The organism is Rheinheimera sp. KL1, assembly GCF_001275035.1.
Lineage (GTDB): Bacteria > Pseudomonadota > Gammaproteobacteria > Enterobacterales > Alteromonadaceae > Pararheinheimera > Pararheinheimera tangshanensis.
The window spans coordinates 1-25,740 of sequence record NZ_LAMX01000013.1 but is presented as its reverse complement, the minus strand read 5'-3'; the positions used below and the strand labels follow the sequence as shown (position 1 = coordinate 25,740).

Annotated in this window: 25 protein-coding genes; 17 read left to right on the top strand and 8 right to left on the bottom strand. The window is 47.7% G+C overall.

Annotated features, from left to right (window positions below; translation table 11 throughout):
- The first annotated feature begins 30 nt into the window (after positions 1–30).
- Together WH43_RS06415 and WH43_RS06410 are read left to right on the top strand one after the other, a co-directional pair.
- Positions 31–219: a hypothetical protein gene (locus WH43_RS06415; protein ID WP_053423810.1), complete on the top strand. Its 189-nt coding sequence runs from the start codon at positions 31–33 to the stop codon at positions 217–219.
- Between the two features lie 468 nt (positions 220–687).
- A complete protein-coding gene (locus WH43_RS06410; RefSeq protein ID WP_082335701.1) occupies positions 688–1,482 on the top strand; it encodes a glycoside hydrolase family 19 protein in 795 nt (264 codons plus the stop codon).
- A gap of 74 nt (positions 1,483–1,556) precedes the next feature.
- Here the strand turns inward: WH43_RS06410 and WH43_RS06405 are convergent, their stop codons facing one another.
- Together WH43_RS06405 and WH43_RS06400 are read right to left on the bottom strand one after the other, a co-directional pair.
- A complete protein-coding gene (locus WH43_RS06405) occupies positions 1,557–2,204 on the bottom strand; it encodes a response regulator (RefSeq protein ID WP_053423809.1) in 648 nt (215 codons plus the stop codon).
- Between the two features lie 152 nt (positions 2,205–2,356).
- Complete coding sequence (locus tag WH43_RS06400) at positions 2,357–4,579, bottom strand: TonB-dependent receptor (RefSeq protein ID WP_053423808.1); 2,223 nt, start codon at positions 4,577–4,579, stop codon at positions 2,357–2,359.
- A gap of 211 nt (positions 4,580–4,790) precedes the next feature.
- Between WH43_RS06400 and WH43_RS20410 the strand changes: the two genes are divergently transcribed.
- The 6 genes from WH43_RS20410 to WH43_RS06375 all read left to right on the top strand — a co-directional run bounded on the left by WH43_RS20410 (position 4,791) and on the right by WH43_RS06375 (position 10,098).
- A complete protein-coding gene (locus WH43_RS20410; protein ID WP_286049532.1) occupies positions 4,791–5,357 on the top strand; it encodes a GntP family permease in 567 nt (188 codons plus the stop codon).
- 11 nt (positions 5,358–5,368) lie between these two features.
- Positions 5,369–6,091, top strand: coding sequence for a hypothetical protein (locus WH43_RS20405; RefSeq protein ID WP_286049531.1), 723 nt, complete (start codon positions 5,369–5,371; stop codon positions 6,089–6,091).
- A 13-nt stretch (positions 6,092–6,104) separates the two neighbouring features.
- Complete coding sequence (locus tag WH43_RS06390; protein WP_053423807.1) at positions 6,105–7,256, top strand: E22 family MetX-like putative esterase; 1,152 nt, start codon at positions 6,105–6,107, stop codon at positions 7,254–7,256.
- A 276-nt stretch (positions 7,257–7,532) separates the two neighbouring features.
- Positions 7,533–7,751 carry a hypothetical protein gene (locus WH43_RS06385; protein WP_053423806.1) on the top strand — a complete coding sequence of 73 codons (219 nt, stop codon included), beginning with the start codon at positions 7,533–7,535 and terminating at the stop codon, positions 7,749–7,751.
- Between the two features lie 142 nt (positions 7,752–7,893).
- A complete protein-coding gene (locus tag WH43_RS06380; protein WP_053423805.1) occupies positions 7,894–8,280 on the top strand; it encodes a hypothetical protein in 387 nt (128 codons plus the stop codon).
- Positions 8,281–8,478: 198 nt separating this feature from the next.
- The gene (locus WH43_RS06375) at positions 8,479–10,098 is read left to right on the top strand and encodes a methyl-accepting chemotaxis protein (protein WP_053423804.1); all 1,620 of its coding nucleotides are present in this window, start codon (positions 8,479–8,481) and stop codon (positions 10,096–10,098) included.
- Positions 10,099–10,155: 57 nt separating this feature from the next.
- On the opposite strand, the gene WH43_RS06370 is transcribed toward WH43_RS06375, so the two are convergent.
- The 5 genes from WH43_RS06370 to WH43_RS06350 all read right to left on the bottom strand — a co-directional run bounded on the left by WH43_RS06370 (position 10,156) and on the right by WH43_RS06350 (position 16,047).
- A complete protein-coding gene (locus tag WH43_RS06370; RefSeq protein ID WP_053423803.1) occupies positions 10,156–11,190 on the bottom strand; it encodes an ABC transporter ATP-binding protein in 1,035 nt (344 codons plus the stop codon).
- A complete protein-coding gene (locus tag WH43_RS06365; protein ID WP_053423802.1) occupies positions 11,190–12,821 on the bottom strand; it encodes an ABC transporter permease in 1,632 nt (543 codons plus the stop codon). The genes WH43_RS06370 and WH43_RS06365 overlap by 1 nt, the downstream gene beginning before the upstream one ends.
- An 81-nt stretch (positions 12,822–12,902) precedes the next feature.
- Positions 12,903–13,910 carry a Fe(3+) ABC transporter substrate-binding protein gene (locus WH43_RS06360; RefSeq protein ID WP_053423801.1) on the bottom strand — a complete coding sequence of 336 codons (1,008 nt, stop codon included), beginning with the start codon at positions 13,908–13,910 and terminating at the stop codon, positions 12,903–12,905.
- 180 nt (positions 13,911–14,090) lie between these two features.
- Positions 14,091–15,527 carry a PH domain-containing protein gene (locus WH43_RS06355; protein WP_053423800.1) on the bottom strand — a complete coding sequence of 479 codons (1,437 nt, stop codon included), beginning with the start codon at positions 15,525–15,527 and terminating at the stop codon, positions 14,091–14,093.
- Positions 15,514–16,047, bottom strand: coding sequence for a PH domain-containing protein (locus WH43_RS06350; protein WP_053423799.1), 534 nt, complete (start codon positions 16,045–16,047; stop codon positions 15,514–15,516). Before WH43_RS06350 ends, WH43_RS06355 begins: the two co-directional genes overlap by 14 nt.
- A 127-nt stretch (positions 16,048–16,174) precedes the next feature.
- Between WH43_RS06350 and WH43_RS06345 the strand changes: the two genes are divergently transcribed.
- From WH43_RS06345 to WH43_RS06305, 9 genes are all read left to right on the top strand, one after another.
- The gene (locus WH43_RS06345) at positions 16,175–16,525 is read left to right on the top strand and encodes a metalloregulator ArsR/SmtB family transcription factor (RefSeq protein WP_082335700.1); all 351 of its coding nucleotides are present in this window, start codon (positions 16,175–16,177) and stop codon (positions 16,523–16,525) included.
- A gap of 33 nt (positions 16,526–16,558) precedes the next feature.
- The gene (gene arsB / locus WH43_RS06340) at positions 16,559–17,581 is read left to right on the top strand and encodes an ACR3 family arsenite efflux transporter (protein WP_053423797.1); all 1,023 of its coding nucleotides are present in this window, start codon (positions 16,559–16,561) and stop codon (positions 17,579–17,581) included.
- Between the two features lie 31 nt (positions 17,582–17,612).
- Positions 17,613–18,101 carry a phosphatase domain-containing putative toxin gene (locus tag WH43_RS06335; RefSeq protein ID WP_053423796.1) on the top strand — a complete coding sequence of 163 codons (489 nt, stop codon included), beginning with the start codon at positions 17,613–17,615 and terminating at the stop codon, positions 18,099–18,101.
- A 23-nt stretch (positions 18,102–18,124) separates the two neighbouring features.
- A complete protein-coding gene (locus WH43_RS06330) occupies positions 18,125–19,138 on the top strand; it encodes an ArsJ-associated glyceraldehyde-3-phosphate dehydrogenase (RefSeq protein WP_053423795.1) in 1,014 nt (337 codons plus the stop codon).
- A 203-nt stretch (positions 19,139–19,341) separates the two neighbouring features.
- Positions 19,342–20,556 carry an organoarsenical effux MFS transporter ArsJ gene (gene arsJ / locus WH43_RS06325; protein WP_053423794.1) on the top strand — a complete coding sequence of 405 codons (1,215 nt, stop codon included), beginning with the start codon at positions 19,342–19,344 and terminating at the stop codon, positions 20,554–20,556.
- Between the two features lie 110 nt (positions 20,557–20,666).
- Positions 20,667–22,448, top strand: coding sequence for a DUF885 domain-containing protein (locus WH43_RS06320; protein WP_082335699.1), 1,782 nt, complete (start codon positions 20,667–20,669; stop codon positions 22,446–22,448).
- A 198-nt stretch (positions 22,449–22,646) separates the two neighbouring features.
- A complete protein-coding gene (locus WH43_RS06315; protein ID WP_053423793.1) occupies positions 22,647–23,069 on the top strand; it encodes a hypothetical protein in 423 nt (140 codons plus the stop codon).
- A gap of 16 nt (positions 23,070–23,085) precedes the next feature.
- Positions 23,086–23,460, top strand: coding sequence for a VOC family protein (locus WH43_RS06310; protein WP_053423924.1), 375 nt, complete (start codon positions 23,086–23,088; stop codon positions 23,458–23,460).
- A 264-nt stretch (positions 23,461–23,724) separates the two neighbouring features.
- The gene (locus tag WH43_RS06305) at positions 23,725–24,084 is read left to right on the top strand and encodes a VOC family protein (RefSeq protein WP_053423792.1); all 360 of its coding nucleotides are present in this window, start codon (positions 23,725–23,727) and stop codon (positions 24,082–24,084) included.
- A 12-nt stretch (positions 24,085–24,096) separates the two neighbouring features.
- Here the strand turns inward: WH43_RS06305 and WH43_RS06300 are convergent, their stop codons facing one another.
- Positions 24,097–25,587: a CehA/McbA family metallohydrolase domain-containing protein gene (locus WH43_RS06300; RefSeq protein ID WP_152342795.1), complete on the bottom strand. Its 1,491-nt coding sequence runs from the start codon at positions 25,585–25,587 to the stop codon at positions 24,097–24,099.
- Positions 25,588–25,740: the final 153 nt, after the last annotated feature.

Here is a 25,740-nt window from a genome sequence, read left to right as displayed (position 1 = left end):
TCATTATTCAAACAGCAGGAGGACGAGACGATGTTCAGACGCGATACTATGTTCAAACAAAGTTTAATTCAGGTCTTTAAAGGCTTAGCTGAATTTCATGGTTATGTGCCGGACACCACTGCTTTAAAGACTGGAGCAGATAAAACAGCCACTGTCAGTCCGGTAAAGCAAGCTCAAGTTTCAGCTTCAAACCAAGCTACAACAGTCAGTTGCTGCTAACTACCAGTTCCTAGCTAAAAGGCGTTGCCGCCTCTTTTGCCCACCCAAAGCGGTGGGCTTTTTTTATTCGCTGCCATCCATGGCGCTCACCCTGTCGGGCCATCGTCGCTTCGCTCTAATGTTCAAAATCGCTCCATGCGATTTTGTATTCGCAGCCATCCATGGCGCCTTCCGGCCAGTGGACAGAGCCACTGGCGCTCATCCGCATTGCCAAACTGTTGGCAATGTTTTATCCGGCTTCGCCCTGTCGGGCCATCGTCGCTTCGCTCCAATCTTCACAAAACGGCAGGATAGCCGTTGTGCACAGCTTTAGCTGCCCGAGGCGAACATCATGGACGATGTGAGTGCAAATCGCTCCATGCGATTTTGTATCTATTGCCATCTATATAATCAGAAAAAATCTTCCTTCATTTCACAAAAACTGCACCATACTTTGTACCTGTTATTCACAACGACAGGGGGCGCATCATGCTTTATCAGGTCAAAGCCGGAGATAGCTTAAGTAGCATAGCCGCCAGTTATTATGGGGATAGTAGCAAAGCCAGTTGGATTGCCAGTCAGAATCATCTGAGTAATCCGAACCAGCTTTATCCGGGTCAACAGTTAGAATTACCAGTCATACCGACCACAACCTCCGCCTCACTGGTGAGCCCGGCTTTGTTATCAGCCTTATGCCCGGCTTTAAACAGCGCTGCTATAACTAACTTTTGCCAAGCGCTGGCTTTGGATTTACCTAAAGCTCAAATTACGCCGCCTTTGTGTATCGCGCATTTTATGGCGCAAACCGCTCATGAAAGCGCCGGTTACTCACAACTCAGAGAAAACCTGAACTACAGCGCCTCTGCGCTGAGCTCTTTATTTGCTAAGTATTTTGTTGGTGTGGACGTCAGCAGCTACGCCCGTCAGCCGGAAAAAATCGCCAACCGTATTTATGCCAACAGAATGGGTAATGGCAATGAACAAAGTGGTGACGGCTGGGCCTACAGAGGCCGTGGCATTATTCAGTTAACAGGCAAAGCTAACTATCAGGCCTTTAGTCAGGACTGGGGCGTGGATGTGGTCAGTCAACCGGATTTAGTCGCTACAGATCCAGTGTTGGCAGTAGCTTCAGGCTGCTGGTATTGGCAAAAACGCAATATCAATGCTGCAGCACAAGCTGACGATTTAACCAAAGTCACCCAACTAATTAACGGCGGCACCAATGGCATAGAAGACAGAGCACATTTGCTTGGCATAGCGAAACAACAGATGAACCTGAACTAACCATACCAATAGTAGGGGCTGGGTTTATCCCTGCCCGTCAGAAATATCAGTTCAAAACCAAGTACGACGGAGAATCAGAACTCGTCTGGCAGCTTTAACTTTTCAAACATAATCCCGGCCAAAGTCCGGTTATTCACATTCAGTTTGCGCAAAATCGCTGACACATGCTGCTTGATGGTGGTTTCCTGCACCTGCATTTCATAGGCAATTTGTTTATTCAGTAAGCCATCAGCGATCATTTTCAGCACCCGAAATTGCTGGGGCGTCAGTTGCTCCAGCCGGCGGGCAAAATCCTGATCAATCAGATCTCTGGCTTTTTCCACTTCGTTGACCAGTTCAGCTGGTACCCAACTCTCCCCTGCGACAACCTGCGCTACAGCTTCGGATAATAAATCCAGCGGCGCAGATTTTGGAATATAGGCCGAAGCTCCAAGCTGCAAGGCTTGCTTAATTACAGCAGGATCTTCAATAGCAGATACCATCAAAATAGCGATATCGGGGTATTCGGTGCGGAGCGACGTCAAACCGGCAAAACCCTCGGCATCCGGCAGTTTCAAATCCAAAAAGATGAATTCAGTATCAGGGTGTTGCAGCAATAAAGCCCATAACTGCGCCATGCTATTGGCCTGCAGTAATACCGCATCTGTACCAAGAATTTGTTGGGAAGCCTGTGCCAGAGCGACACGGAATAACGGGTGATCATCAGCAATAATTGCAATCATAACAATACTGTATCAACACTATGAGACCTCTTTATAACATACTTCATCCGGCCTTTTCGCCCCAGTTACATAAGTTTATTGGCTGCGCCTTTTCCACCTGAAACCGCAGACAAGGGCGGAGATAAACTCCGCCCCTACATCACACCGTCAGCTTAGAAACGGTATCCCAAAGTTAAGCTATAAGTTCTTGGATCACCGTAGTAGGCGGTAATGGTTTGCTCCCCGGCCAGCAGCGGGAAGTTGTACCCAGCAATACGGGTTTCCTTATCGCCTATATTGCGCACCTGAGCGGATAAGTCCCAGTGGCCATCGTTGGAGTACCAGGTAGCTCCAGCATTGAAGAGGGTATAACCACCAAAGTCCAGCACGGACGGCACTTCAAAAATCTGCGTATCAGCGCGGTACGACCCCATGACGTTATACACAATTTCACCTATGCTGGCGCTCTGGGTGTATTTCAGGCCTAAAGTACCAGTCCACTCGGGTGTATTGGCAAAAGACCAAATATCAGATACATCAACATTGGTCTGAGACGCAGCGTCAAAAAACACCACTTCGTTAAACTTAGCGTCTGTGTACCCTAAGATACCAGTCAGCTCTAAGTTACTGGTCAAAACAGAGATCATCTCCACTTCAAAACCACGAATGTCAGCGCTGGCGGCGTTTAATACCTGAGATGCCACAGTGTTATTCACAGCACGCTGCACAGTCACCTGCATATCGTCATAGCTGGACGTAAATGCTGCCGCGTTTAAACGTAAAGTACGATCATTCCACTCACTTTTAAAACCAACTTCAAAGGTATCTACCGTCTCTTCCTGATACGGGTCGCCCGCATTCGGGTTAATAGACTGGTTGCCGCGCATATCAAAACCACCGGATTTAAAACCGTCGGTGTACGAGCCGTACCACATAAAGTTGTCGTTGCTCTGGTATTCAAAACCTACGCGGGGTGAAAAATGGCTGAAGCTTTCGCTGCCTGTAAAATCAGACTGCACTGCGATAGGAGTGCCAGCGTCCCTTGGGTTTTTATAACCCAGATAAACGAAGCGATAGACTTCGGCATCTTTATCATCTTTGGTATAACGACCACCTAAAGTGAAAGACAGCTTGTCTGTGTATTGATAACTACCCTGGGCATAAGCGGCTACGCTGTCCGTATCCACACAACCACCGTTTTCAGTGGTGACGCCCAAGCCCTGCACCAACACAGTACCAAAAGCACCACAAGCTTCGCCTTTGAAATAGTACAGGCCAGAGGCCATGGTCAGTTTGTCGCCGTTAAACAACAACTGCAATTCCTGTGAGGTTTGTTCATCTTCATAGAAGGCCGGAACGTCCAGTGACGGTAATTCTGTTGCATCAAAGTCGATATTGGTGTCGGTGACGCCTTCGCGTTTGGCCGTAATAGATTTGAAGGTCCAGTCGCTGTTGATATCCCAGGCAATAGTCAAAGACTGACCTTCAGTCACGACTGAGTTATCCGCTGGCATGCTGGTATTGGAGTCAAATACGCTTTCTGGTGGCGCATCCCCTGTAAATAAACTTGGTGTTAAACGATGGCCGCCTTTGGAGTTTGAATCATCTTCAGTGCGATCGGCAGCAAAACTAATACGCACGTTGTCTGTCGCCTGATACTGCAGACTGACCCGGCCGGTCAGAATATCTTTATCGTAGTTCTCCGCACCTGTATTGAGATAAGTACCAAAACCATCACGATTTAGCGTGGCTAAAGCGGCACCAAAAAACAGCTTGTCTGTTAATGCCGTCTGACCGGCAATTTTAAAGTCTTTTTGACCATAGTTACCTAAAGTGCCACGTAAACTGAGTTCATTGTCACCACTTAAAGGCTTAGTGATGTATTTCACCGCACCGCCTATGGTATTACGGCCATACAAAGTGCCCTGAGGGCCACGTAATACTTCGATACGCTCTACATCGTACACGTCCATAGCAGCGCCCTGCGGACGAGCCATATACACATCATCAATATAAATACCCACACCAGGTTCAAAACCCCAGAGCGGATCCTGCTGGCCAATACCGCGGATATAAGCCGTTAAAGTGCTATTGGTGCCACGGGATACCTGCAAGGTAGTGTTCGGTGAATAGGCCTGCACTGCGGTTAAGTTTTCAATACCACGCTGCGCCAGAGCTTCTGCACCTATAGAGGTCACCGCTACTGGCACCTGCTGCAGGTTTTCAGCGGTTTTACGGGCTGTCACCTGAATAACTTCCAGCGTCGCTTCTTCTTGTTGTTTTGTTTCCTCGCTGGCCTGCTCCGCCATTGCCGGATTAATTAATGCTGACCCTATCAGCACTGCTAATAAAGTGGGTTGGAATACAGTCTTCGTCTTCTTATTGTTATGGGCCATCTGGCTTCTCCTGCTAACTTGTCCAGTACCACTCTAGGCTGTCCTGTCGAAATGTTAAGCTGTACCTTAGTACTATACCCAGCACAAACTACAGGTAAGCGCATGAAAATAAAAGAGTTAACAAACAGAACAGCTAACAGACTGTACCTTAGTACTATGGTTTGCCACCCGGCTTTACACCAGACTAAAGAAAAAACACAAGGTTGTTTCTATGCTGAGTTTATTTGGTCTGTTGGCGGGGTTGGTGTTACTGATAGTGCTGACGATGCGCGGGGTAAACCTGTTTATTCTGGCGCCACTGTGCGCTTTATTTGTGGCTTTATTCAATGGCATCCCATTTTGGCTGGCCGATAACCCGGCTAATTTTGTACAAGGTTATATGTCAGGTTTTGCCGGTTTTGTTTCCAGCTGGTTTTTAATGTTTTTACTCGGTGCTTTGTTTGGCAAACTGATGGAGCATACAGGCGCTGCCGACGCTGTTGCACTGGCTATCGTCAAACGTATAGGTAAACAGCGTGCGGTGCTGGCTGTTGTGCTGGCTTGCGCTGTGCTGACTTACGGTGGCGTCAGCATTTTTGTCGTAGCATTTTCTGCTTACCCTATGGCGGTGAGTTTATTTAAAGACGCCAACCTGCCAAGGCGTTTTATTCCGGCTGCTTTAGGTTTAGGTTCAGTGACTTTTACTATGACCTCAGCAGGTTCACCTGAAATACAAAACTGGATCCCTATTCAATACCTCGGCACCAGCCTTATGCCGGCTGGGAAGTCAGCATTATAGTGGCGATTTTTATGGCGATAGTAGGCTATTGCTGGCTGATGAAGATGATCAAAACTGCCATGGCAAAAGGCGAAATATTTGAAGGCCGCGACGCTGATCCTGTAGTCGGTGACAAAGCTTTGCCTCATCCACTAATGGGTATTTTGCCTTTGCTGGTGGTACTGCTGTTGTCGTATTTATTACATGATTCCATGCAGCAGGCTGCCTTGATTGTTGCCTTGACGGGTGGTGTCAGCACTTTGTATTTACTCAATCGTAAGTTCTTAACCTCTTTGGGCCAGACTCTGGATCAAGGCGCCACCGGGGCCTTAATTGCCATAGGCAATACTGCAGCTGTGGTAGGTTTTGGTTCAGTCGCCAAGCTGACTCCAGCCTTTGCTGCGGTGGTCGAAACCATGACACATTTACCGGGTTCCGAGCTAATAGGTGCTGCGGTGGCGGTCAGTGTGATAGCGGGTTTAACAGGTTCAGCCTCGGGTGGTCAGGCCATAGCGCTACCTGAGATAGCCCCAGTCTATTTAGAACGTGGCGTCGATGCAGAGCAGTTACACCGCGTGGTCGCAATCTCATCCGGTGCTTTAGACTCGTTGCCGCACAATGGCTATGTGGTTACAACCATCCGTGCTATCTGTGGTGAAAGCCATCAAAATGCTTATTGGCCTGTCGCCGCTGTGACTGTGGTAGTGCCGACTTTAGGTGTGATGCTGGCTATTTTGCTGTTTCAATGGCTTTAGGTAGAAGGATGTTATGAAAAAGATATGGCTTAGTATTATGCTGCTGTTCAGCAGCCTGCTGCAGGCGGCAGAACTGCCTTTAGTACAAAAGCAGCAACTGGAACTGGCGCACTTTACCACTCAAAGTGGCATAGCATTAAAGCAGGTCAAAGTCGGCTGGGAAGCGTATGGCACCCTCAATGCCGATAAATCCAATGTTATTTTAATCACCCATTATTTTTCCGGCACTTCGCATGCCGCAGGCAAATACCGCACTACAGACGCAGCAGCAGGTTACTGGGACAGTATTATTGGCCCGGGTAAAGCCATAGACACTAACCAATTTTATGTGCTGAGCGTCGACAGCTTAGCCAATTTAAATGCCTTTTCGCCTGATGTGATCACCACTGGCCCTGCCAGTGTCAATCCGGATACAGGCAAACCCTATGGTTTAACTTTTCCCGTAGTCAGCATCCGCGATTTTGTTGAAGTACAAAAAGCCCTGCTAGATAAACTCGGTATCAAAAAACTTTATGCCGTGATAGGCCCTTCAATGGGTTCCTTTCAGGCGATTGAATGGGCGGTGAGTTATCCGGAAAAAGTCGAGCGCTTAATGCCCGTGATAGGCACAGCTTATATCGACAGTTTTAGTGCAGTGCGCTTAGAACGTTGGGCTCAGCCAATCAAACAAGACCCGGCCTGGAATAAAGGCGCTTATCCGCTCACTCAGCAACCTGCAGGCTTAACCCGGGCTTTGGCTTATGTCATACAGGATGCATTGCACCCGGATTTATTTAATCAAAGCTACCCAGCGCCTGCTTTGGACAAGGCCATTCATCAGGCTATTCAGGCCGAACTACCAGCCTGGAGCCAACTGATGAACGCAGCAAAACAGCGCTCTGCCCACATGGATGCCAATTCATTGCTGTATTTAGTGCGCGCCTCACAGTTATGGCGCGCCGGTATGGGGGATAACTGGCAACAAAAATTGAGCGGTGTAAAAGCCAAAACCCTGTGGCTGCCAGCAACAGGTGATCTATTACTGACACAAGCTATGGCCAAACACAGCAAAGATCAGATGCCAGGCGCTGGCTACGAAGAGATTTCCGGTCAGGCAGGTCATCTGGACGGGCTTTTGAATATTCAAAGCAAAGCAGAACAGATTCGTCAGTTTTTAGCTCAGTAAAATATCTCATCACTGGTTTTATCCACCCTTTAGAGGTTGCCTTCCTCTGGTTCAGCTAAAGCTTGTGCTTTAGCTGTTTTTTATAACACAAATAAAAACATCCCTGCTATGCCCGTTCTTCGGTCTGGTTTATTTATGATTGAATAAATAAACCAATATAATTTATAGACTTAAAGCGAAAAAAACAGTAAAAACAGGATAATAAAAGGGAACAACATGTCAGCAGAACTACAAATAGTTGCGGCAGCATGACTCAAGCCCGGAGGCTAATTCTGCATGAAAAGAGATGGCAAAGTTTTTTTAGCTGTGGCTGTAATTCTTAGTTTTATCAACGTTGTTAATTTTATTTTTTACGGTCAGAAATTTGGGGATCTAGCATTAGCTGTAGGATTTTCATGCTTGGCAGTTGGGACTTATAAAGATAACCATTATGCAGCGTTCATTGGTGCGAGCATTGTTGTGTGTGGATTCATCTCCAAGTGGTTTCTTACTTAGGATTTATTCTGCATTTTTACTTGTAATGCACTGATGCTGCTTTAAAGCAGCGAACAAATACCAGCACAACGCAACCAAAGACGCCTGACTTGCAACAAGTTGCCCGCTTTTGCGGCTGGTTTCAACTCTAAAAAGGACAGACATGCCGATACTTGAAGATGATGTGAAAAGAACCATGGAAGCCTGGCTAAAAGCTCACGGCTATTCAGAGGTAGTGGTGCGACTAGGAACAAGGCAAGGTTATGACGTTGAGGGTAAAGATCCGACCTCAGGCAAACTATTAGCTATAGAGTGCAAGGGCGAAGCCGGTACGGGAGATCAATGGAGTCGCTCCTGGACAAACGTGGCTTATGCCATGCTCACTGCACTCAATGAAACTGAAAATCCACAAAAAACCAATGAAGTTGGTTTAGCTTTGCCAGATACGAATGAATACAGAGACAGAATGTTTCTTTTGCAGGATTTCTGTAAAAAGCAAAAGATTTCTGTGTTTTGGGTCGCAGCAAATGGTCAGGTTGCCAGATGGTAATCATCTTTTCGGCGCATGAAATTTCATCATATTGATGTGACATCTGAGTGTGTTCAGCAACACCTTGTCCCTATTTAATTACTGAAACGACTGATCCACTATTCAAACTTCACGTACCCACTTCTAAATGTATTAATCACTTTACAGCACCGGGCTTTAAGGCCGCTAATTAACAGCTATTCCCCACTGAGGTAAACCATGACTCTGGTTAGAAAACTTATTTTTGCTTTTGCAGCTATTGTGGCGCTGGTTGCTTTGTCGACTGTAATCACTTTGAATCAATTAAATAAAATGGAGCAGGCTGTTGCAATGAATATCCATACCTTTGAAGTGATTCGCACTGCCAACAGATTGTCGGAAGCCTTCGTGAATATAGAAACAGGCCAGCGTGGTTTTGTGATCACCGGCGATGAAGCCTCCTTGCAGCCTTATCATCAGGGCAAACTGGAAGCTGAAAAAGATATCAAAGAACTACTGCAGAAAACCTCGGATAATCCAGAGCAACAACAAAGCTTAAAAACTATACAGGGCCTCTATAACGATTGGTTGACTCAGGCTATTGATCCAAGTATCAGTCAAATGAAAGCAGCAGGCACAGATACAACAGCACGTCAGGCTGTGCGGGAATTTGAGCGCCGCGGCACAGGCAAAGCCTTTATGGATAAAATTCGTCTGCAGATGGAAACTGTGCAGCAAAGAGAACGCTCTTTATTAGACAGTCGCAGTCAGGACGCAGCTCAGGCCAAAAGTTTTGTCTTAACCACTTTGCTGTTAGGTGGTTTAATTATTCTGGTGTTCAGTGTTTTTATCGCTCTTTATTTGAAAACTTCGCTGCAAAATCGGTTGCAGGTTGCTAAAGATTTAGTCTCCGCTGTGGCCGATGGCAAACTAACCAATAAAATTGATACCACTGGTGGCGACGAAGTAGCGGACTTGCTGCAAGCACTTGCCAGAATGCAAACTCAGTTGCATCAGTTGATGAGTCAAATCAAAACCGCTGCTGCCGATTTAAGTGGTGCCAGTTCAACAGTGGCCAGTACCACAGAGCAGCTGTCAGCCTCAGCAGAAGAACAATCCAGAGCCTCTTCGTCGATAGCTGCAGCTGTGGAACAACTCAGTGTTAGCATAGATTCCGTTTCAGCCAATGCCAGCGAAGCCCGGACTATTGCCGGAAAGTCCGGTCAACAAGCGCAACAAAGCAGTAAAGTGATTAACGACACAGTCGCCAGTATGGAACGGATAGCTGGGGTAGTGCGTTCAGCCTCAGGCCGTATTGAAGAGCTGGGTAAACAATCTGAACAAATCTCTTCTATTGTGAACGTGATCAAAGGCATTGCTGATCAAACCAACTTACTGGCATTAAATGCTGCTATCGAAGCAGCCCGGGCTGGTGAACAAGGCCGGGGTTTTGCCGTAGTGGCAGACGAAGTACGTTTACTGGCGCAGCGCACTACTCAATCAACCACTGAAATTTCCGGCATGATAGACGTGATTTTAAATGGCACAGTGGATGCTGTGGGCCAGATGAGTACAGGGGTAGAGCAAGTGAATATGGGGGTTGAACTGGCAGGCCAGGCTGGTACAGCCATAGATACTATTCAGCACAGCTTTCAGCAGGTGGTGAGTGTTGTTGAATCTATATCCATGTCATTGCAGGAACAAAACGCCGCCAGTAACGAAGTGGCAGGTCATATCGAACGTATCGCTACTATGTCGGCACAAAACAGCGAAGCGACCCGTCATAACAGTGAAGTGGCGCATGAACTTCGCACTTTATCCAACGGCCTGAACAATGCCGTTGCACGTTTTACCTTGTAAATTCGATGAGGCTCAGCTCAGATTGTTAACCCTTAACAATCTGAGCTGAGCCTAGTTTTATGCTCGTGGAAATAAGACTAAGTGATCCAGCTCCAGCTTAATACCAATGCGGCTTTGCAGTTGATGATCATGATGGCTGGGCGCTAAACAATACACCTGCTCTGCCCCTTCTAATTCCAGGCTATACAAAATATGTGAGCCTCGGAAGGATTTACCCACCACTTTGGCAGTAACGCCGCTTTGATCGTCATGCACTATATCGTCCGGCCGCACCAGTAAATCTAACGCGACACCAGGGGTAAAAGTCGATTGCGTCTGAGCAAATACGCCCAAGGCTGTGTACACCTTCCCATCCGCTAGTACTTCGCCTTTGAGTAAAGCGCCATGCCCAACAAAATCAGCCACAAAACGGTTGGCAGGCTGGTGATACAACTCGTAAGCACTGCCCCACTGCTGCAGCTTGCCATGTTGCATTACACCTATCTGATCGGCAATGGCAAAAGCTTCAAACTGATCATGAGTCACCATCAAAGCGCTGATGCCACGTTGTTTGATAATAGCGCGGATATCCTGTGCCAAAGCCTCACGTAAATCAGCATCTAAGCCTGAAAAAGGCTCGTCTAATAACAAAACCTCTGGCTCTGGTGCTAAAGCCCGGGCTAAAGCCACCCGCTGTTGCTGACCGCCAGAGAGTTGATGCACATAACGCTCGCCTAAGGTCGGCAAGCCGACTAAAGCTAACAGCTCCGCTACTATCTGTTGCTGCTGAGCTTTTGGCTTTTTCTTTAAGCCAAAGGCAATATTTTGCGCTACGGTCAGATGCGGAAAGAGCGCAAAATCCTGAAACACCATGCCTATACGGCGCTGCTCAGGATCTATCATTTGGTTTGGCTCTGATAGGTTCTTATCTGCCAGTATTACTGAGCCCGTTTGCACAGGTTCGAAACCCGCAATAGCTCTTAATAGGCTGGTTTTACCGCAGCCAGAAGGTCCCAACAAACAGCCGATCTGGCCTTGTTGTAAACTCAGACTCACATCTTTGACCACAGTGGCTGAACCATAAGCTATCGATACTTGTTGTAATACCAGCACTACGTGGCTCCTCTGTTTGAACGATCCAAAGCACGGGACAGCAGGATCACCGGAATTAAACCTATCAGTACTATGGCAAGCGCGGGCAAAGCCGCATCAGCCAGCCTCTCATCTGAAGCCAGCTCGTAACTGCGCACCGACAAGGTATTAAAGTTAAAAGGCCGCAGTAACAAAGTGGCTGGTAGCTCTTTAAGCACATCCACAAACACCAGCAATAAAGCACTCAGCACCGAAGCTCTGAGCAGCGGCAAATGCACCCGTTTTAGCACACCAACCGGACTTTCACCTAAGCTACGGGCGGCATTGTCCATGGAAGGCGTAATGTTCATCAGACCAGCTTCAACACTATGCAAAGCCACAGCCATAAAACGCACTGTATAGGCCAACACCAGCGCGACTAAAGTACCAGATAACAACAAACCGGTACGAATACCAAACTGCCGCTCTGCCCATAGATCGATGGAGTTATCTAATGCCGCCAGCGGAATCATCACACCTATGGCAATCACAGTGCCTGGTAAGGCATAACCCATAGCTGCAACACGCACCGGCAATACCAAAGACCAATGGCCGGATAAACGCTTGGCATAAGCAAAACATAAAGCCAGACTGGCAGTGACTACAGCGGTTAAAGCAGCCAGTGAAAAGCTATTGATTAATAACTGAATAAAGTCAGCTGACCACAGTTGCTCTAACCTTTCTAAAGCCCACCCAACTAACTGCAACGCCGGTAAGAGAAAACCAAAAATAACAGGCAATAAACACAGCAGCAGTAAACTAAAACCGGTTAACCCCTGCACTGGCTGCCGGGACTGCTCCTGCTGCTTTTGACCTTGCTGATAAAACTTCAGTTTGCGCCTGGACCATTGCTCCAGATACAGCAATAGCAACACAAAACTGCACAACAGTGCTGATAATTGCGCAGCCCCCAATTGATTACCCATACCAAACCAGGTGCGGAAAATACCAGTGGTAAAGGTAGTCACACCAAAATACTGCACTGTACCGTAGTCAGCCAGAGCCTCCATCATCGCCAGCGCCGCCCCGGTTAAAATGGCAGGGCGAGCCACTGGCAAAGCCACCTTCCAGAAATGCTGTCGGGGTGTGAGGCCCAGAGTGCGGCTAGCTTCGAGTAAAGAACCGGATTGCTGGCGAAAGGCCGTACGCGCCAGCATGTAGACATAAGGATAAAGCACCAGCGACAACATCAGGATAGCGCCAGGCAAAGAGCGGATTTCAGGGAAATAATAATCACCGTAAGACCAGTTAAACCACAGCCGCAATTGGCTTTGTACTGGTCCGGCAAAATCCAGTAAACCTGTGTAACTGTAGGCCATAATATAAGCCGGAATCGCCATGGGCAGCAGTAATAACCACTGCACCAGAGTACGACCAGCAAACTGATAACGCGCCACTGTCCAGGCGGTAAAAGTACCTATGCCAGCACTTAACAAACCCACACCCAAGGCCAATACCAAAGAGTTGATGACGTAATCAGCCAACACAGTATCGAGCAAATGTGTCCAAAGTTGTGGTTGAGGCGTCACTAAAGAGCCAAGCACCACCAGCACAGGCACTGCCAGTAGCAAACCGAATACAGTGATAGTCCGGCTAAATAAAGGGCTGGTCAAACGAGGAGTGTCCTTCTAAAAAACGTAGGGGCGACCTTTATGGTCGCCCGCTTATCCAATCAACAAAACTACGCAGTGGAATTACTTCCAGCCCGCCTTGTCCATGACTTGAATCGCCTTAGCGTTTAACTCACCTAAAGTCGATAATTGTACTTGCTCAGCCTTAAATTGCCCAAAAGATTCAAGACGTTGGCTCCACTTCACATCAGCCACAACAGGATATTCGTGGTTCGTCACAGCGTACCAGCTTTGACTTTGGGGTTTCACCATATATTCCAGCAACTTTATCGCTTCAGCTTTGTTTGGTGCATATTTCGCCACACCAGCACCAGAGATGTTGATATGAGCTCCACGGTCCTGCTGATTTGGCCAGAATACTTTCACAGCTTCAGCCGCGGCTTTGTCGCCCGCATCATCAAACATACCACCTAAATAGTAGGTATTGGCAATGGCGATATCACAAACCCCAGCAGCGGCTGCTTTGATCTGATCGCGGTCGCCGCCTTTAGGTGGTTGAGCGAAGTTTTTAACAAAACCATTGGCCCAGGCCTGAGTTTTTTCTTCACCTATCTGGGTGATCAACGCGGCTACCATCGACTGGTTATAAATATTGTCAGATGAACGCACACAGATTTTACCTTTCCACTTTGGATCCGCCAAATCTTCAATAGTGCTTAACTGCTCTGGTTTGACTTTGCCTGGCACATACATGATAGGACGGGCACGTTTAGTTAAACCAAACCACTGCTGTTTGGGATCGCGTAAGTGAGCAGGAATAGCATCGGTCAGCACTTTTGAATCAACAGGTTGTAATAATCCTTGTACTTCAGCACGATGTAAACGCCCCACGTCTGTACTGATCAGCAGGTCCGCAGGGCTATTGCGGCCTTCGCTTTGCATGCGGCTTATTAGTTCATCCGGCTTACCGGTGATCAGGTTCACTTTTACCCCTGTGTCTTTGCTGAATTGATCCAGCATAGGTTTGATCAATTCTTCCTGACGACCAGAATACACATTCACTTCTGCAGCCTGAGCCATAGTTGCAGCAGTTAAGGCTGCTGCGATTAAAGATTTTTGCCAAAATTTCATCGAATACTCCGTTGGGGTTCACTGAAAGTTGCCGCAGTATAGCCACAAACAAGAACTGTTCTCAAATAACAAAACTGTTTTTGCTGCAAATTACATCGTTAAAGAGTTAAACCACAGCTGCTGAATTCATCATGATTCCGCTGTTATACGAGTCGACGCATCGAGCAGACCATACTGAGCTCAGTGTCGCAAACTCAGCACCTCGGCATATAAATCCCTGGCTTGCTGATTTGGAATAGCAGTCAGAGTGATGCTGCCATTAGCCGTATCAAACCTGAGCTGTACCAATTGATGCTTACGCAAAAACAACGATTGTACCAACTGCACTTTTTGTACTTGCCACAAAGGTAATATCTGCCAGCACTGACTGATACCACCACGCCACAGGTACAGCACCTGATCCTGCAGATAAAATCCATGCCAACGCCGGTAGGCCCACCAGTCCGCCAGCAGCCAGAGGGCAGACACGCACAGCAGAAGAATACCTGTACTTAAAGTGAGCAGTTGGGTGTGCAGCAACAGGGCAATCACCAGACTCAATAACAGAATGATGCTCCCTCTAAGCCAGAGTAAACGCCGGAAATAGGCCGGAGTAAAACGCTGCCAGGCTAGTTTTTGTATATCAGACAAGGCTAACAGCTGCTGCGCTAATAGTTGTTGATTGACCTCGTCGAGACGCTGTCCCAGCAGCACAAATTTACTGCTTTGCTCCTGAGAGTTAGTAAAACCATGAAAAATAACAGAGAAGTGCCCAAAAATCCGTGCCAGCCAGGGTTGATTCAGCCTAAGCAGCTGTACTCGTTTCTTCAGGATCCGCTGAGATTTTTTCAGCAACGAGCCCTGAATCAGCTGCAGTTGTTTGTCATCACGCACAAAATACTGCGGATAAAGCCAAATCCAGCTCATCAGCACTAAGACTAAACATACCAACAGCACCAGACCAAAACTGACAGCTATTTGCATAGTGAGACTTTGTTCCAGACCTGCCTGTTGCAGCATTTCCCCACCTTGCGCCAACAGCTGTTCGCCTAATTTGCCATCAAGCTGCGACAAAACAGCACCACAGACAGCCATCAAAGGTAACCACAAATGTTTGTTGTATAAAGTCGCCAACCAGATGCGGAAAAAAGGTGTTGAAGGACTATCCCGCGAGGCCTGCGCATCGCCTTGCAACAGACTAAGCTGCTGCGCCGTCAGGCCGGTCAGATAAAACTCCTGCTGCTGACTACCAGCACTGTCCAGGCTGACCGTAAACAATTGCAGCGGCCGAAAATAAAACGGCTGTTGCACCTGCAGCTCCTGCACCCGGGATTTTGCCAGTAGCAGATGCTCTTTTTGTAATACGCCCTGGCTTAACTCAATGCCCTGAGCTGAAACACGAAACAAAGTGCTGCGCCAGTTCAACACGGCACTGCCGATGATCAATAGCGTCAAAACTGTCAGACCATAAGGAGCATAATGCTGAAAACGATCACTAAACGTCAGATAGGCGCCACCAAGGATCACACCAGCCCATTGCACCACAGCTTTGACCAGCAAAGGCAGCAGAGCCCAGATAGAACTGCGCTGCCACTGCTCAGAAGCGGTTTTTGGCTCTGGCATCTCAGCGTTCAACATCACTGTCTCCGCGTGGGATCAACTGACTCAGCTGCTCACTTAACGCCTGCGCGACTCCATATTCTATATCCGCCAACGTCGCTTCAGCGTCCAGACCACCAGCTGTATAGACTTTTAAGGTCGCCAGTCCAAAACGTTTTTGCAGTGGTCCCTGACTGATGGTGACATGCTGCACCCGATGCAAGGGGATCAACACAGCTTTATGCCAGAGCACACCAGATTGCAGTAAAAAATCTTCAGTACGAAGTAAAAATCTGCTGTGGCGGATCGCCAGTGGTAACCAGAACCAACTGGCAAGAACGATCAATCCGCTGACACTGCCCAGGACAGGCAGTATCCAAGGTAACTCCCACCACCACTGCGCTGCCACGACTGCGCCTAATACGACCAGCAAAGCCAAAGCCCAGCTGCAGCGTCTTTTAGTTAAAGCAGTAGCTGGTAACACTAACCACTGGTCAGGTAATGGTCCCGATAAACACTGATCATCTAGAAATCCAGCATCAAGCAGCTGATTGGTCATGGCTAAGCGTCCTTGTTTTTATTGGCTCTAGCATATCGCAAAGCTAAGTTTCTCCATAGATTTCAATTTACATATGGAAAAGCAGATATATACTACTGCATATGGTTTTCCATATGTAGTTTCAATAATGCAACTTAACCCTATCACCTTTTTTAAAGCTCTGGCAGATGAAACAAGGTTACGTTCTTTGTTGCTGATCCAGCAGGAACAAGAGCTTTGTGTTTGTGAGCTGGTGGCTGCACTTGCCGACAGTCAGCCGAAAATTTCCCGTCATTTAGCCCAGTTGCGCCGCGATGGCATTGTGCTCGACCACAAACAAGGTTTATGGGTCTATTACCGCTTAAATCCTGAATTACCGCAGTGGGCTATATTCTGTTTGCAACAAACGCTGGAGGCAAACTCTGACTGGCTGGAATTAAACCAACAGCAGTTATGTCATATGGGTGACAGACCAGAGCGACAAAAAAGCTGCTGTTAATTTCACGGACCAGCATCAAAAAGGAGACCCACAATGGGATTATTTGAACGCTACTTATCGGTCTGGGTTGCACTGGCTATGCTGCTTGGTGTTGTTGCAGGTAACCTGTTCCCCGGCTTGTTTCAGGTGGTTGCGTCCTTTGAATATGCGCAAGTGAACCTGGTGATCGCCGCTTTTATCTGGGTGATGATTTATCCAATGATGGTGCAGATTGACTTTAGCGCCATCAAAGATGTGACGAAAAAGCCCAAAGGCATTGTACTGACGCTGGTAGTGAACTGGCTGATCAAACCTTTTACTATGGCGCTGCTCGGCTGGTTGTTTTTCCGGGTGCTGTTTGCCGATTGGGTCGACCCACAAACTGCCACTGAATATATAGCAGGTATGATTTTACTTGGCGTAGCACCTTGCACCGCTATGGTGTTTGTCTGGAGTCAGTTAACTAAAGGCGATGCCAATTACACTCTGGTGCAGGTGTCTGTGAACGACATTATTATGATTTTTGCCTTCGCCCCTATCAGTGCTTTGCTATTGGGCGTGTCAGATATCACTGTGCCTTGGTCGACGCTGATTTTATCTGTGCTGCTTTATGTACTGCTGCCGCTGCTGGCTGGGGTCTGGACCAGAAAATCTTTCTCAGGCAAAAGTCCTGAAAAACTAACGACTTTACTGGCACGAATAAAACCCTGGTCCATCTTTGGCTTACTGGCCACTGTAGTGCTGTTATTTAGTTTTCAGGCACAAACCATTTTGAATCAACCGCTCGCCATAGTGTTGATAGCCATACCCTTACTGCTACAAACCTACGGCATATTTGCTTTGACTTACTTTGCCGGCTGCAAACTGCATTTGCCTCACAATATAGCGGCCCCTGCCGGTATGGTCGGTGCCAGTAACTTTTTTGAATTAGCGGTTGCTGTGGCTATTTCACTGTTTGGTCTGAATTCAGGCGCAGCCCTTGCCACAGTGGTTGGTGTGCTGGTTGAAGTGCCTGTGATGTTGTCCCTGGTGTGGTTTGCTAACCGCACCCGCCATTGGTTTTTGCGCGATGAATAAAAGCTATTGCATAGTTGATAAGGAAAAATTGATGTCAAACCCATTTGACGAATTAGTACTGGAAGGCTCAGCAGCACTTCTGTTCACCCCTTGTCCTGGCACTAAAACTGAAGCATTAAAAGACGCTTTGCTGACGTTAAAGCAAGCAGGTGCCTCGGCCATTTTGACTTTAATGCCTCGCGAGGAAATGGAACTCAACCAGGTTACTGACTTGCCAGCCTTGTGCGAAGAGCTTGGATTAGCCTGGTTTCATTGCCCTATTGAAGACGACCATGCCCCACGTGCTGACTTTGCCACAGCCTGGCAGCAGCAAGGCCGACAAATTCATCAGTTGCTAAAAGAGGGTAAAAAAATTGCCATTCACTGCAAAGGGGGTTCAGGCCGCACTGGTTTAGTAGCAGCACAAATTCTGCTTGAACGTGGCATAGATAAAGAACGGGTGAAACAACGTATTCAGGCTCTGCGGCCTAATGCGCTGACTTTAGCTCCACATCAGGCTTATTTTCAAAGCCTGTCATAACTTATTAGCAAAGAGATACTGTGATGAAAAAAATTAAAGTGGGTATCAACGGCTTTGGCCGTATAGGTCGTTTAGCATTGCGTGCTTCATTTGATTGGCCTGAATTTGAATTTGTGCAGATCAACGACCCTGCCGGTGACGCTGCAACCTTTGCTCATTTACTCAATTTCGACTCAGTGCATGGTCGCTGGCAGTATCAGGCTGAAGCTCAGGGCAATTCCGTCATCATTCAGGGTCATTCTATTGCTGTGACGCACAATAAAGCCATTAACGACACCGACTGGTCAGGCTGCGATCTGGTGATTGAATGCTCTGGCAAAATGAAAAGCTCAGCACAGCTACAGGCTTATTTAGATCAAGGCGTAAAACGTGTAGTGGTCAGTGCTCCTGTGAAAGAAGCTGGCGTATTAAATGTGGTGATGGGTGTCAATCACCAGTTATTTGATGCGGCAACACACAAAATAGTCACAGCAGCCAGCTGCACTACCAATTGTCTGGCGCCCGTGGTCAAAGTGATCCATGAAAAGTTGTGCATTAAACATGGCTCTATCACCACTATCCACGATTTAACCAATACTCAGTCTATTCTGGATACACCCCACAAAGACTTACGCCGTGCCCGCGCTTGTGGCAGCAGTTTAATTCCAACCACCACAGGTTCTGCTACTGCCATTACTGAAATATTTCCTGAGCTAAAAGGCCGGTTAAATGGCCATGCCGTAAGAGTACCACTGGCTAATGCGTCTTTAACTGACTGCGTATTTGAAGTAGAACGCGCCACCACAGCGGAAGAAGTCAACGCCTTACTAAAAGCCGCATCAGAGCAGGAACTCAAAGATATTCTGGGTTATGAAGAGCGGCCACTGGTCTCGGTCGATTATAAAACCGACCCGCGCTCCAGCATTATTGACGCCCTGTCGACTATGGTGGTCAATGGCACACAAGTGAAAATTTACGCCTGGTACGATAACGAATGGGGCTACGCCAATCGCACAGTGGAGTTGGCGAAATTAGTTGGCTTAGCGGATCAGGCTTAATACAACATGCAGCAGACTGGTTTTTACTCAAACTAGTTGGGGTTGCAGCTAGGCGACAAGTAAGAGAGTCCCCATGAACATAGTTCACCTATGTGTTTTCGGATCGAAGCGAATGCTCGCAAGAGAGCATAGTTAATCCGTCGAAGTGATTGGGGCGAAAGCACGCAGACAACAACGCTGTGGCACCAAATAGGACGAGTAAAATGAATGCAGCAATCAAACAGTATCTGGTAGTCACTGGCAACTACTGGGCTTTTACCCTGACCGACGGCGCTCTGCGGATGTTGGTGCTGCTGCATTTTTATAAACTCGGCTACAGCCCTTTAGAAATCGCCTCGTTATTTGTGTTTTATGAGTTATTTGGCGTACTGACCAACCTGTTTGGTGGCTGGCTGGGCGCTCGTATTGGCCTGAATAAAACCATGAACATCGGGCTATTTTTACAAATAGCAGCGCTTGCGATGTTATTGGTTCCGGCACAATGGCTTATCGTACCTTGGGTGATGGCAGCTCAGGCTTTGTCTGGTGTTGCCAAAGACTTAAATAAAATGAGCGCCAAAAGCTCGATTAAATTGTTGGTACCGCAGGATTCACAAAGCAAGCTGTATCAGTGGGTTGCAGTGCTGACAGGCTCGAAAAACGCGCTGAAAGGGGTTGGTTTTTTTATAGGTGGTTTTTTACTGACACACATCGGCTTTCAGGGTGCTGTGGCAGTGATGGCTGGCGCTTTAGCGCTAGTGTGGTTATTAAGTTTGGTGTTGCTGAAAAAAGACTTAGGCAAAAGTAGTTACAAACCTAAGTTTAAAGACATGCTATCCAAAAGTGGCCCTATTAATTTGTTATCGGCGGCGCGGTTATTTTTATTTGGTGCGCGCGATTTATGGTTTGTCATCGCCCTGCCGCTGTTTTTAGCCCAGCAACTGGCCTGGAGCCAACAAGCCATAGGTTCTTTTCTGGCCTTATGGATTATGGGTTATGGTCTGGTACAAAGCCTGGCCCCTTTTATTACAGGTAAAAAAGCAGGCAAAGTACCGGGGCGTTGGGCTGCGGTCGGCTGGGCTTTTGCGCTCTGTCTTATTCCTGCTGTACTGGCCAAACTTCTGCCTCTGCCCTTCCCGACTGAAACCTTGTTAGTCTCTGTATTACTGATATTCGGCGCTGTGTTTGCGGTCAATTCGTCTTTGCACAGCTATTTGATTGTCAGCTATGCCAAAGCAGATGGCGTCTCGCTGGATGTTGGTTTTTATTATATGGCCAACGCCATGGGCCGCCTCATTGGCACGCTGTTGTCAGGGTATTTATATCAAACTCAAGGCTTAGAGGCATGCCTGTATTGGTCCAGCGCTTTTATTCTGGCCTCAGTGCTGTTGTCCTGTTTTTTGCCCAAGGCAAAAAGCTATTTGCGGACTAATACATAACGAATGCGGTGTAGCGTTTAAATGACGGGTTAGAAGTTGCCACCAGAGAAAGGGCTCATGCTAAGGTAAAGCTATAAAAATAAGCCGATCCATCTGTCTGGAGAACCCCTGTGTTTAGGTCCCGCAAATTTCTGTCTTTTGTTTATCATAGCCTACTTAGCCTGACGCTTTTGTGGCTGGCACCAGCCGCCTTAGCCGCCACTGCAACAGAACAACTACAACAGGTCATAGATGACCATTGGCACTTCAGCCTGCAGGAAGACCCTGTTACCGCAGGCCGGATGGGACTGGCTGGTTACAATAATCGTCTTCCAGGTGTGACAGCCAAAGACAGAGAGCGTCGCCTGAACGCCGAACAAGCTTTACTGCAACGCCTGCAAGCAATAGACACAAAACAACTAACAGACTCAGACCGTGTCAATCATCAACTTCTGGCCTGGGTGCTGCGTAATTCGATCCAGTCCAATACACTGTTCCTTGACCGCATTCCGGCTAATACTTTTTACAGTTTCTGGAGCGGCGCTTTAGATGCCAGCAGTGGTTTGGCTATGCCTAAAGTAGCGGATTATCAGGATTACATTGCCCGCATTAATGATTTTGGCCGCTACTTTGATGAAAACATCGCCAATATGCGCACCGGTATTAAAGACGGTTTTGTTTTACCAAAAATTGTCGTGCAGGGGATAGCGCCGACAGTGCGCGCTCAGGTTTATAAAGACCCGACACAAAGCAGCTTGTATGAACCTTTTACTAAATTCCCGGCCTCATTTTCACCAGCTGAACAACAGCAATTACAGCAGGCCGCCAAACAAGCTATTGCACAAACAGCTTTACCTGCTTTTGCCCGTTTAGCTGACTTTCTTGAAGGCGATTATATGAACGCCGCTACAGACAGTCTGGCTGCAGAGCAACTGCCGCAAGGCAAAGCCTATTACCGTCATACCATCAATACCTATGTGACTTTGGATATGGATCCGGCCGAGATCCATAGCATTGGCCTTGCCGAAGTAAAACGGATCCGAGCTGAAATGGACTCGCTGATTAAAGAGACCGGCTTTAAAGGCAGTTTCAGCGACTTCACGAAATTTTTGCGTACAGATCCGCAGTTTTACGCCAAAACTCCAACAGAATTATTAAAAGAAGCCTCTTACATCGCCAAACGTATTGATTACCGCTTGCCGGAGTTTTTCGGCAAATTACCCCGCCTGCCATACGGTATAGTGCCTGTGCCAGATGAAATAGCACCGAACTATACGACAGCCTCTTACAACCCTGCTGCCATAGGTGGTATCCGTGGTGGTGCTTATTGGCTGAATACCCATGCTCTGGACCAACGCCCACTCTATGAACTGGTAGCTTTAACATTACACGAAGCTGTGCCGGGCCATCATTTACAAAATGCCCTATCGCAAGAGCTGGAAAATGTGCCGCAGTTTCGCCGTAATCTGTATTTAAGTGCTTATGGCGAGGGCTGGGGTTTGTATGCCGAACGTCTTGGTGTGGAAATGGGTGTGTATGAAAATGCCTATCAGCAATTTGGCCGTCTAAGTTACGAGATGTGGCGGGCTTGTCGTTTGGTGATTGATACAGGTATCCATTCAAAGGGCTGGAGCCGTCAACAGGCGCTGGATTTCCTGTCCAGCAATACTTCATTGTCACCAGCTAACGTCAGAGCCGAAGTGGACCGTTATATATCCTGGCCTGGTCAGGCGCTGTCCTACAAAATGGGCGAAATTAAAATCCGCCAGTTGCGAGCTAAAGCCGAGCAACAACTGGGTTACAAATTTGACCTGCGCGCTTTTCATGATGCCCTGTTAGCCAATGGCGCTTTGCCACTGGAAATTCTGGAAGCAGAAATGGACCGTTTTATTGCTGGGGCTGCGGCTAAGTAGATTCTAAAGCGAGTCCCTTCAGCCGGTTCCTGAAGGGACTCTCAGACACAAGATTTCGTCTTTACTGCAACATCTGCTGAATCATCGGGCTAATCGCCGACGACATTTTCAGACTGGTGCCACATATGGTGATGTCATTGCTCAGTCGCAATAACTCATCTAACTTAAAAGCTAACGATGTCTTTGTGGAATATCAGCATGTTGAACTTACTGCGAAATCTACTGGCTATTCTGTTAGGGATCCTGCTTGGAGCGACAGTGAATATGGCACTGATTCACATCAGTCCTGCGCTTATTCCTCCGCCTGCGGGCGTCGACGTAACAAACACCGAAAGCCTGAGTTTGGGCATCGACTTATTTGAACCCAAACATTTTGTGATGCCCTTTCTGGCGCATGCTCTTGGTACTTTGGCCGGAGCTATGGTCGCTTACCTGATAGCGACTAAGCATAAACATCGTTTTGCTTATCTGATTGGCGTGTTTTTCCTTTGCGGCGGCGTAGCTGCGAGTTTTATGATCCCGGCTCCAGGCTGGTTTATTGCGTTAGATCTGGTGATAGCTTATCTGCCTATGGCATGGTTCGCTATCTTAGCAGGGCAACGCATTCAACCACATCACTGAGATGGTGAAATCATTTATGGACCATAAAATCATTGGATTAGGCCAACTGGCCATAGTGGTAAAAGATGTACAGCTTTCGTTGCCATTTTATACTCAGGTACTGGGACTAGACTTTCTATTTGCTCCGACACCACAACTGGCTTTTGTACAATCTGGTGCCACCCGGTTAATGCTCAGCACGCCGCAAGGTACAGGTGAAGTTGGCAAAAATTCCATTCCTTATTTTCAAACAACCAACATAGAACAGTTTTATATCAAGGCTCTGGCTCTCGGTGCTGTAGCGGAGCGAGCTCCACAGCTTGCAGCACAGATGCCGGATCATCAACTATGGATAGCTTTTCTGAGAGATCCGGACGGTAACTTAATAGGTCTGATGGAAGAAAAAGGCTGAAAACCAGCACTAACCTGGTCCTGAGCATCTGCTGTCGCCATACTGTTGTGTTATTGCCGTCACCCAGAGCTGTTATTTCAGTTATTCTGGTCTTTCTATACAGTCTGAAGGGACGACGAACATGGCAGTTAATCTAGAACTGCTGAATACACCCAGAACTGAGACGCAATGCTCACAGGAACAACAGGTAGCAGTTTGTAGCCTGAACCTGCAAAATTAGCTTTGCACCACTCAAAGTCATAGCAATTCTAAGGAAACAGCACTATGCACCAACACGGAAAACTAAATTATGTCGAATTCCCCGCCAAAGATTTATCCGCCACCAAAGCATTTTTCAGCGCGGCTTTTGACTGGAGTTTTGTTGACTATGGCCCGGATTATGTGGCCTTTTCCGACCAAGGTTTAGACGGCGGCTTTTTCCGCTCTGAACAATGCTCCACCACGGCCACAGGCGGAGCTTTATTGGTGTTTTACAGTGCAGATATCAAATCCACTTTAGCCACAGTACAACAGCATGGTGGCTCTGTGATTAAAGCTATTTTTGACTTCCCGGGCGGCTGCCGTTTCCACTTTACCGAACCCAGCGGTAACGAGTTTGCAGTTTGGTCAGAGTCTCAAGACTGAGCCAGATTGAGCTTAGTCCTGAACCACTTGAATAAACACCGGATTGCTGTAAAACCATAAATCGGACCATGGGTTTTCACCTTTGGCATCAGGTTCTGGTTCCAGCTCGTTTTTATTGTTGGTGCCGCGAAGGCGCAAATACTGACTCTGGTTAGCTTTGCCTAATGGCAATTCAAACTGGCTATAGCCGTCTTTGATACTCCAGTCGGCTGGATAAAAACGTTTAGCGACTTTGGTATCCGGTGCTTCGTCGCTGTTTCTTTGTGCGGCCGGGCCTGTGATCAACCCCTGAATCACGTCCACTCTTTGTACTTCAGGGTTATAACCACCACCGTTGTTGCTGTCGGGGTCACGAAAACACACCCGCAGCACCAGCTCATCGTCAGGTTTTACGGTCAAAGTCTGGCCCGCTGTGGCGGTTTTATCCGAACCTTTTACCGCCACTTCGACAAACAAGGCATCTATTAAATCACCGGTCGTGACAAAAATCTGACCCGCTTTGAGTGCCGCAAAAATACTATCGTAGTTTTTATCGGCATACACATAAGTTTTAGCGTATTGACCCGGCCAGAAGTCGGCCCAGCCATCTGTGTAATGACCATGACTGTCGGATACTCCTGTCACCCACCAATTGCGGCCTTCACTTAATAAACTATCCCAAACGCCACCTAAACGGGCTGTCATCTGGTCATAACCGCCCATAGTCGGATAATCCGGGTATTCGCCGCGGATGGCGTTTGGGTCCTGACTACCATCCGGATTTAAAGTTGCCGCCTGATGGCCCTCAGCGCCTGTCATACCTATCACCACATCGGGTGCTGTGTCCTGCCAGTCGCGTAATTGCTCTGGAGTCACTTTATTATACTGGCGAAAACCTGTGGCTAAACGCGCCGGATGATTCACCAAAAGCAGTGGTTTATCCGGTAATTCATTCATAGCTTTGAGTGCTTGCAGCATAAAGCCATCTTCGGCCTTTTCCGGCCCTGGAGGTACACCCTGACGGCCGTTGTAGCGGCTTTCTATTTGGTACAGCTGCTCTGCTTCTGTTGGCCTGTGCGGCATAATAAAACTGGCATGCCGACCGCCTGGGCTGTTGCCCGGCACATCAAACTCCATACCGTAAAATTGCAGAATCTGCGGTAACGCTTTACGTGAAGCCACCAGTTCAGGGTACGCCTGCTCCAGCGCCAGTTTGGCGCGGTTTGGCCCGCCGTGATCGGTAATCACCATCCAACTTAAGCCGTAATGCGAGGCCATCTGGGCATTCAGCGGAATCGAATATTTCGCATCGCCACCTAAAATGGGGGCTGGCGGAAACACCGAATTATCCCATTTCACGCTGTAATGGGTATGCACATGATGATCACCAGCCAGCCAGCTTTTGCCTTGTTCCGGCTTTTGCTCTGATTGCGGATCCACTAGCACTTGCTGACATGACGCCATTAAAAAAGTTACTACAGCAGCCAGACCAATCTGCTTTTTATTCACGACCAAAGTTTTCACTTACTACACCTTACTGCTAACAAAATCGGCTCAAAACAAAACGCTGAAGCTGCAGCTTCAAGTACGAGGCTTATAGCCAAAGTAATTGGAGCTGCAGCGAGGCGACAAGAGCGTGAGACCCCAGGAGCATAGTTGACCTATGTGACTGGGGCG

Excerpts from the sequence above, each read along its gene's own strand:
- WH43_RS06415 (WP_053423810.1), top strand. The coding sequence starts at position 31 with ATGTTCAGACGCGATACTATGTTCAAACAAAGTTTAATTCAGGTCTTT.
- WH43_RS06410 (WP_082335701.1), top strand. The coding sequence starts at position 688 with ATGCTTTATCAGGTCAAAGCCGGAGATAGCTTAAGTAGCATAGCCGCC.
- WH43_RS06305 (WP_053423792.1), top strand. The coding sequence starts at position 23,725 with ATGCACCAACACGGAAAACTAAATTATGTCGAATTCCCCGCCAAAGAT.
- arsJ (WP_053423794.1), top strand. The coding sequence starts at position 19,342 with ATGAATGCAGCAATCAAACAGTATCTGGTAGTCACTGGCAACTACTGG.
- WH43_RS20410 (WP_286049532.1), top strand. The coding sequence starts at position 4,791 with ATGCTGAGTTTATTTGGTCTGTTGGCGGGGTTGGTGTTACTGATAGTG.
- WH43_RS06345 (WP_082335700.1), top strand. The coding sequence starts at position 16,175 with ATGCAACTTAACCCTATCACCTTTTTTAAAGCTCTGGCAGATGAAACA.
- WH43_RS06360 (WP_053423801.1), bottom strand. The coding sequence starts at position 13,910 with ATGAAATTTTGGCAAAAATCTTTAATCGCAGCAGCCTTAACTGCTGCA.
- WH43_RS20405 (WP_286049531.1), top strand. The coding sequence starts at position 5,369 with ATGGCGATAGTAGGCTATTGCTGGCTGATGAAGATGATCAAAACTGCC.
- WH43_RS06350 (WP_053423799.1), bottom strand. The coding sequence starts at position 16,047 with ATGACCAATCAGCTGCTTGATGCTGGATTTCTAGATGATCAGTGTTTA.
- WH43_RS06375 (WP_053423804.1), top strand. The coding sequence starts at position 8,479 with ATGACTCTGGTTAGAAAACTTATTTTTGCTTTTGCAGCTATTGTGGCG.
- WH43_RS06335 (WP_053423796.1), top strand. The coding sequence starts at position 17,613 with ATGTCAAACCCATTTGACGAATTAGTACTGGAAGGCTCAGCAGCACTT.
- WH43_RS06310 (WP_053423924.1), top strand. The coding sequence starts at position 23,086 with ATGGACCATAAAATCATTGGATTAGGCCAACTGGCCATAGTGGTAAAA.
- arsB (WP_053423797.1), top strand. The coding sequence starts at position 16,559 with ATGGGATTATTTGAACGCTACTTATCGGTCTGGGTTGCACTGGCTATG.
- WH43_RS06330 (WP_053423795.1), top strand. The coding sequence starts at position 18,125 with ATGAAAAAAATTAAAGTGGGTATCAACGGCTTTGGCCGTATAGGTCGT.
- WH43_RS06315 (WP_053423793.1), top strand. The coding sequence starts at position 22,647 with ATGTTGAACTTACTGCGAAATCTACTGGCTATTCTGTTAGGGATCCTG.
- WH43_RS06355 (WP_053423800.1), bottom strand. The coding sequence starts at position 15,527 with ATGTTGAACGCTGAGATGCCAGAGCCAAAAACCGCTTCTGAGCAGTGG.
- WH43_RS06390 (WP_053423807.1), top strand. The coding sequence starts at position 6,105 with ATGAAAAAGATATGGCTTAGTATTATGCTGCTGTTCAGCAGCCTGCTG.
- WH43_RS06405 (WP_053423809.1), bottom strand. The coding sequence starts at position 2,204 with ATGATTGCAATTATTGCTGATGATCACCCGTTATTCCGTGTCGCTCTG.
- WH43_RS06400 (WP_053423808.1), bottom strand. The coding sequence starts at position 4,579 with ATGGCCCATAACAATAAGAAGACGAAGACTGTATTCCAACCCACTTTA.
- WH43_RS06380 (WP_053423805.1), top strand. The coding sequence starts at position 7,894 with ATGCCGATACTTGAAGATGATGTGAAAAGAACCATGGAAGCCTGGCTA.
- WH43_RS06385 (WP_053423806.1), top strand. The coding sequence starts at position 7,533 with ATGAAAAGAGATGGCAAAGTTTTTTTAGCTGTGGCTGTAATTCTTAGT.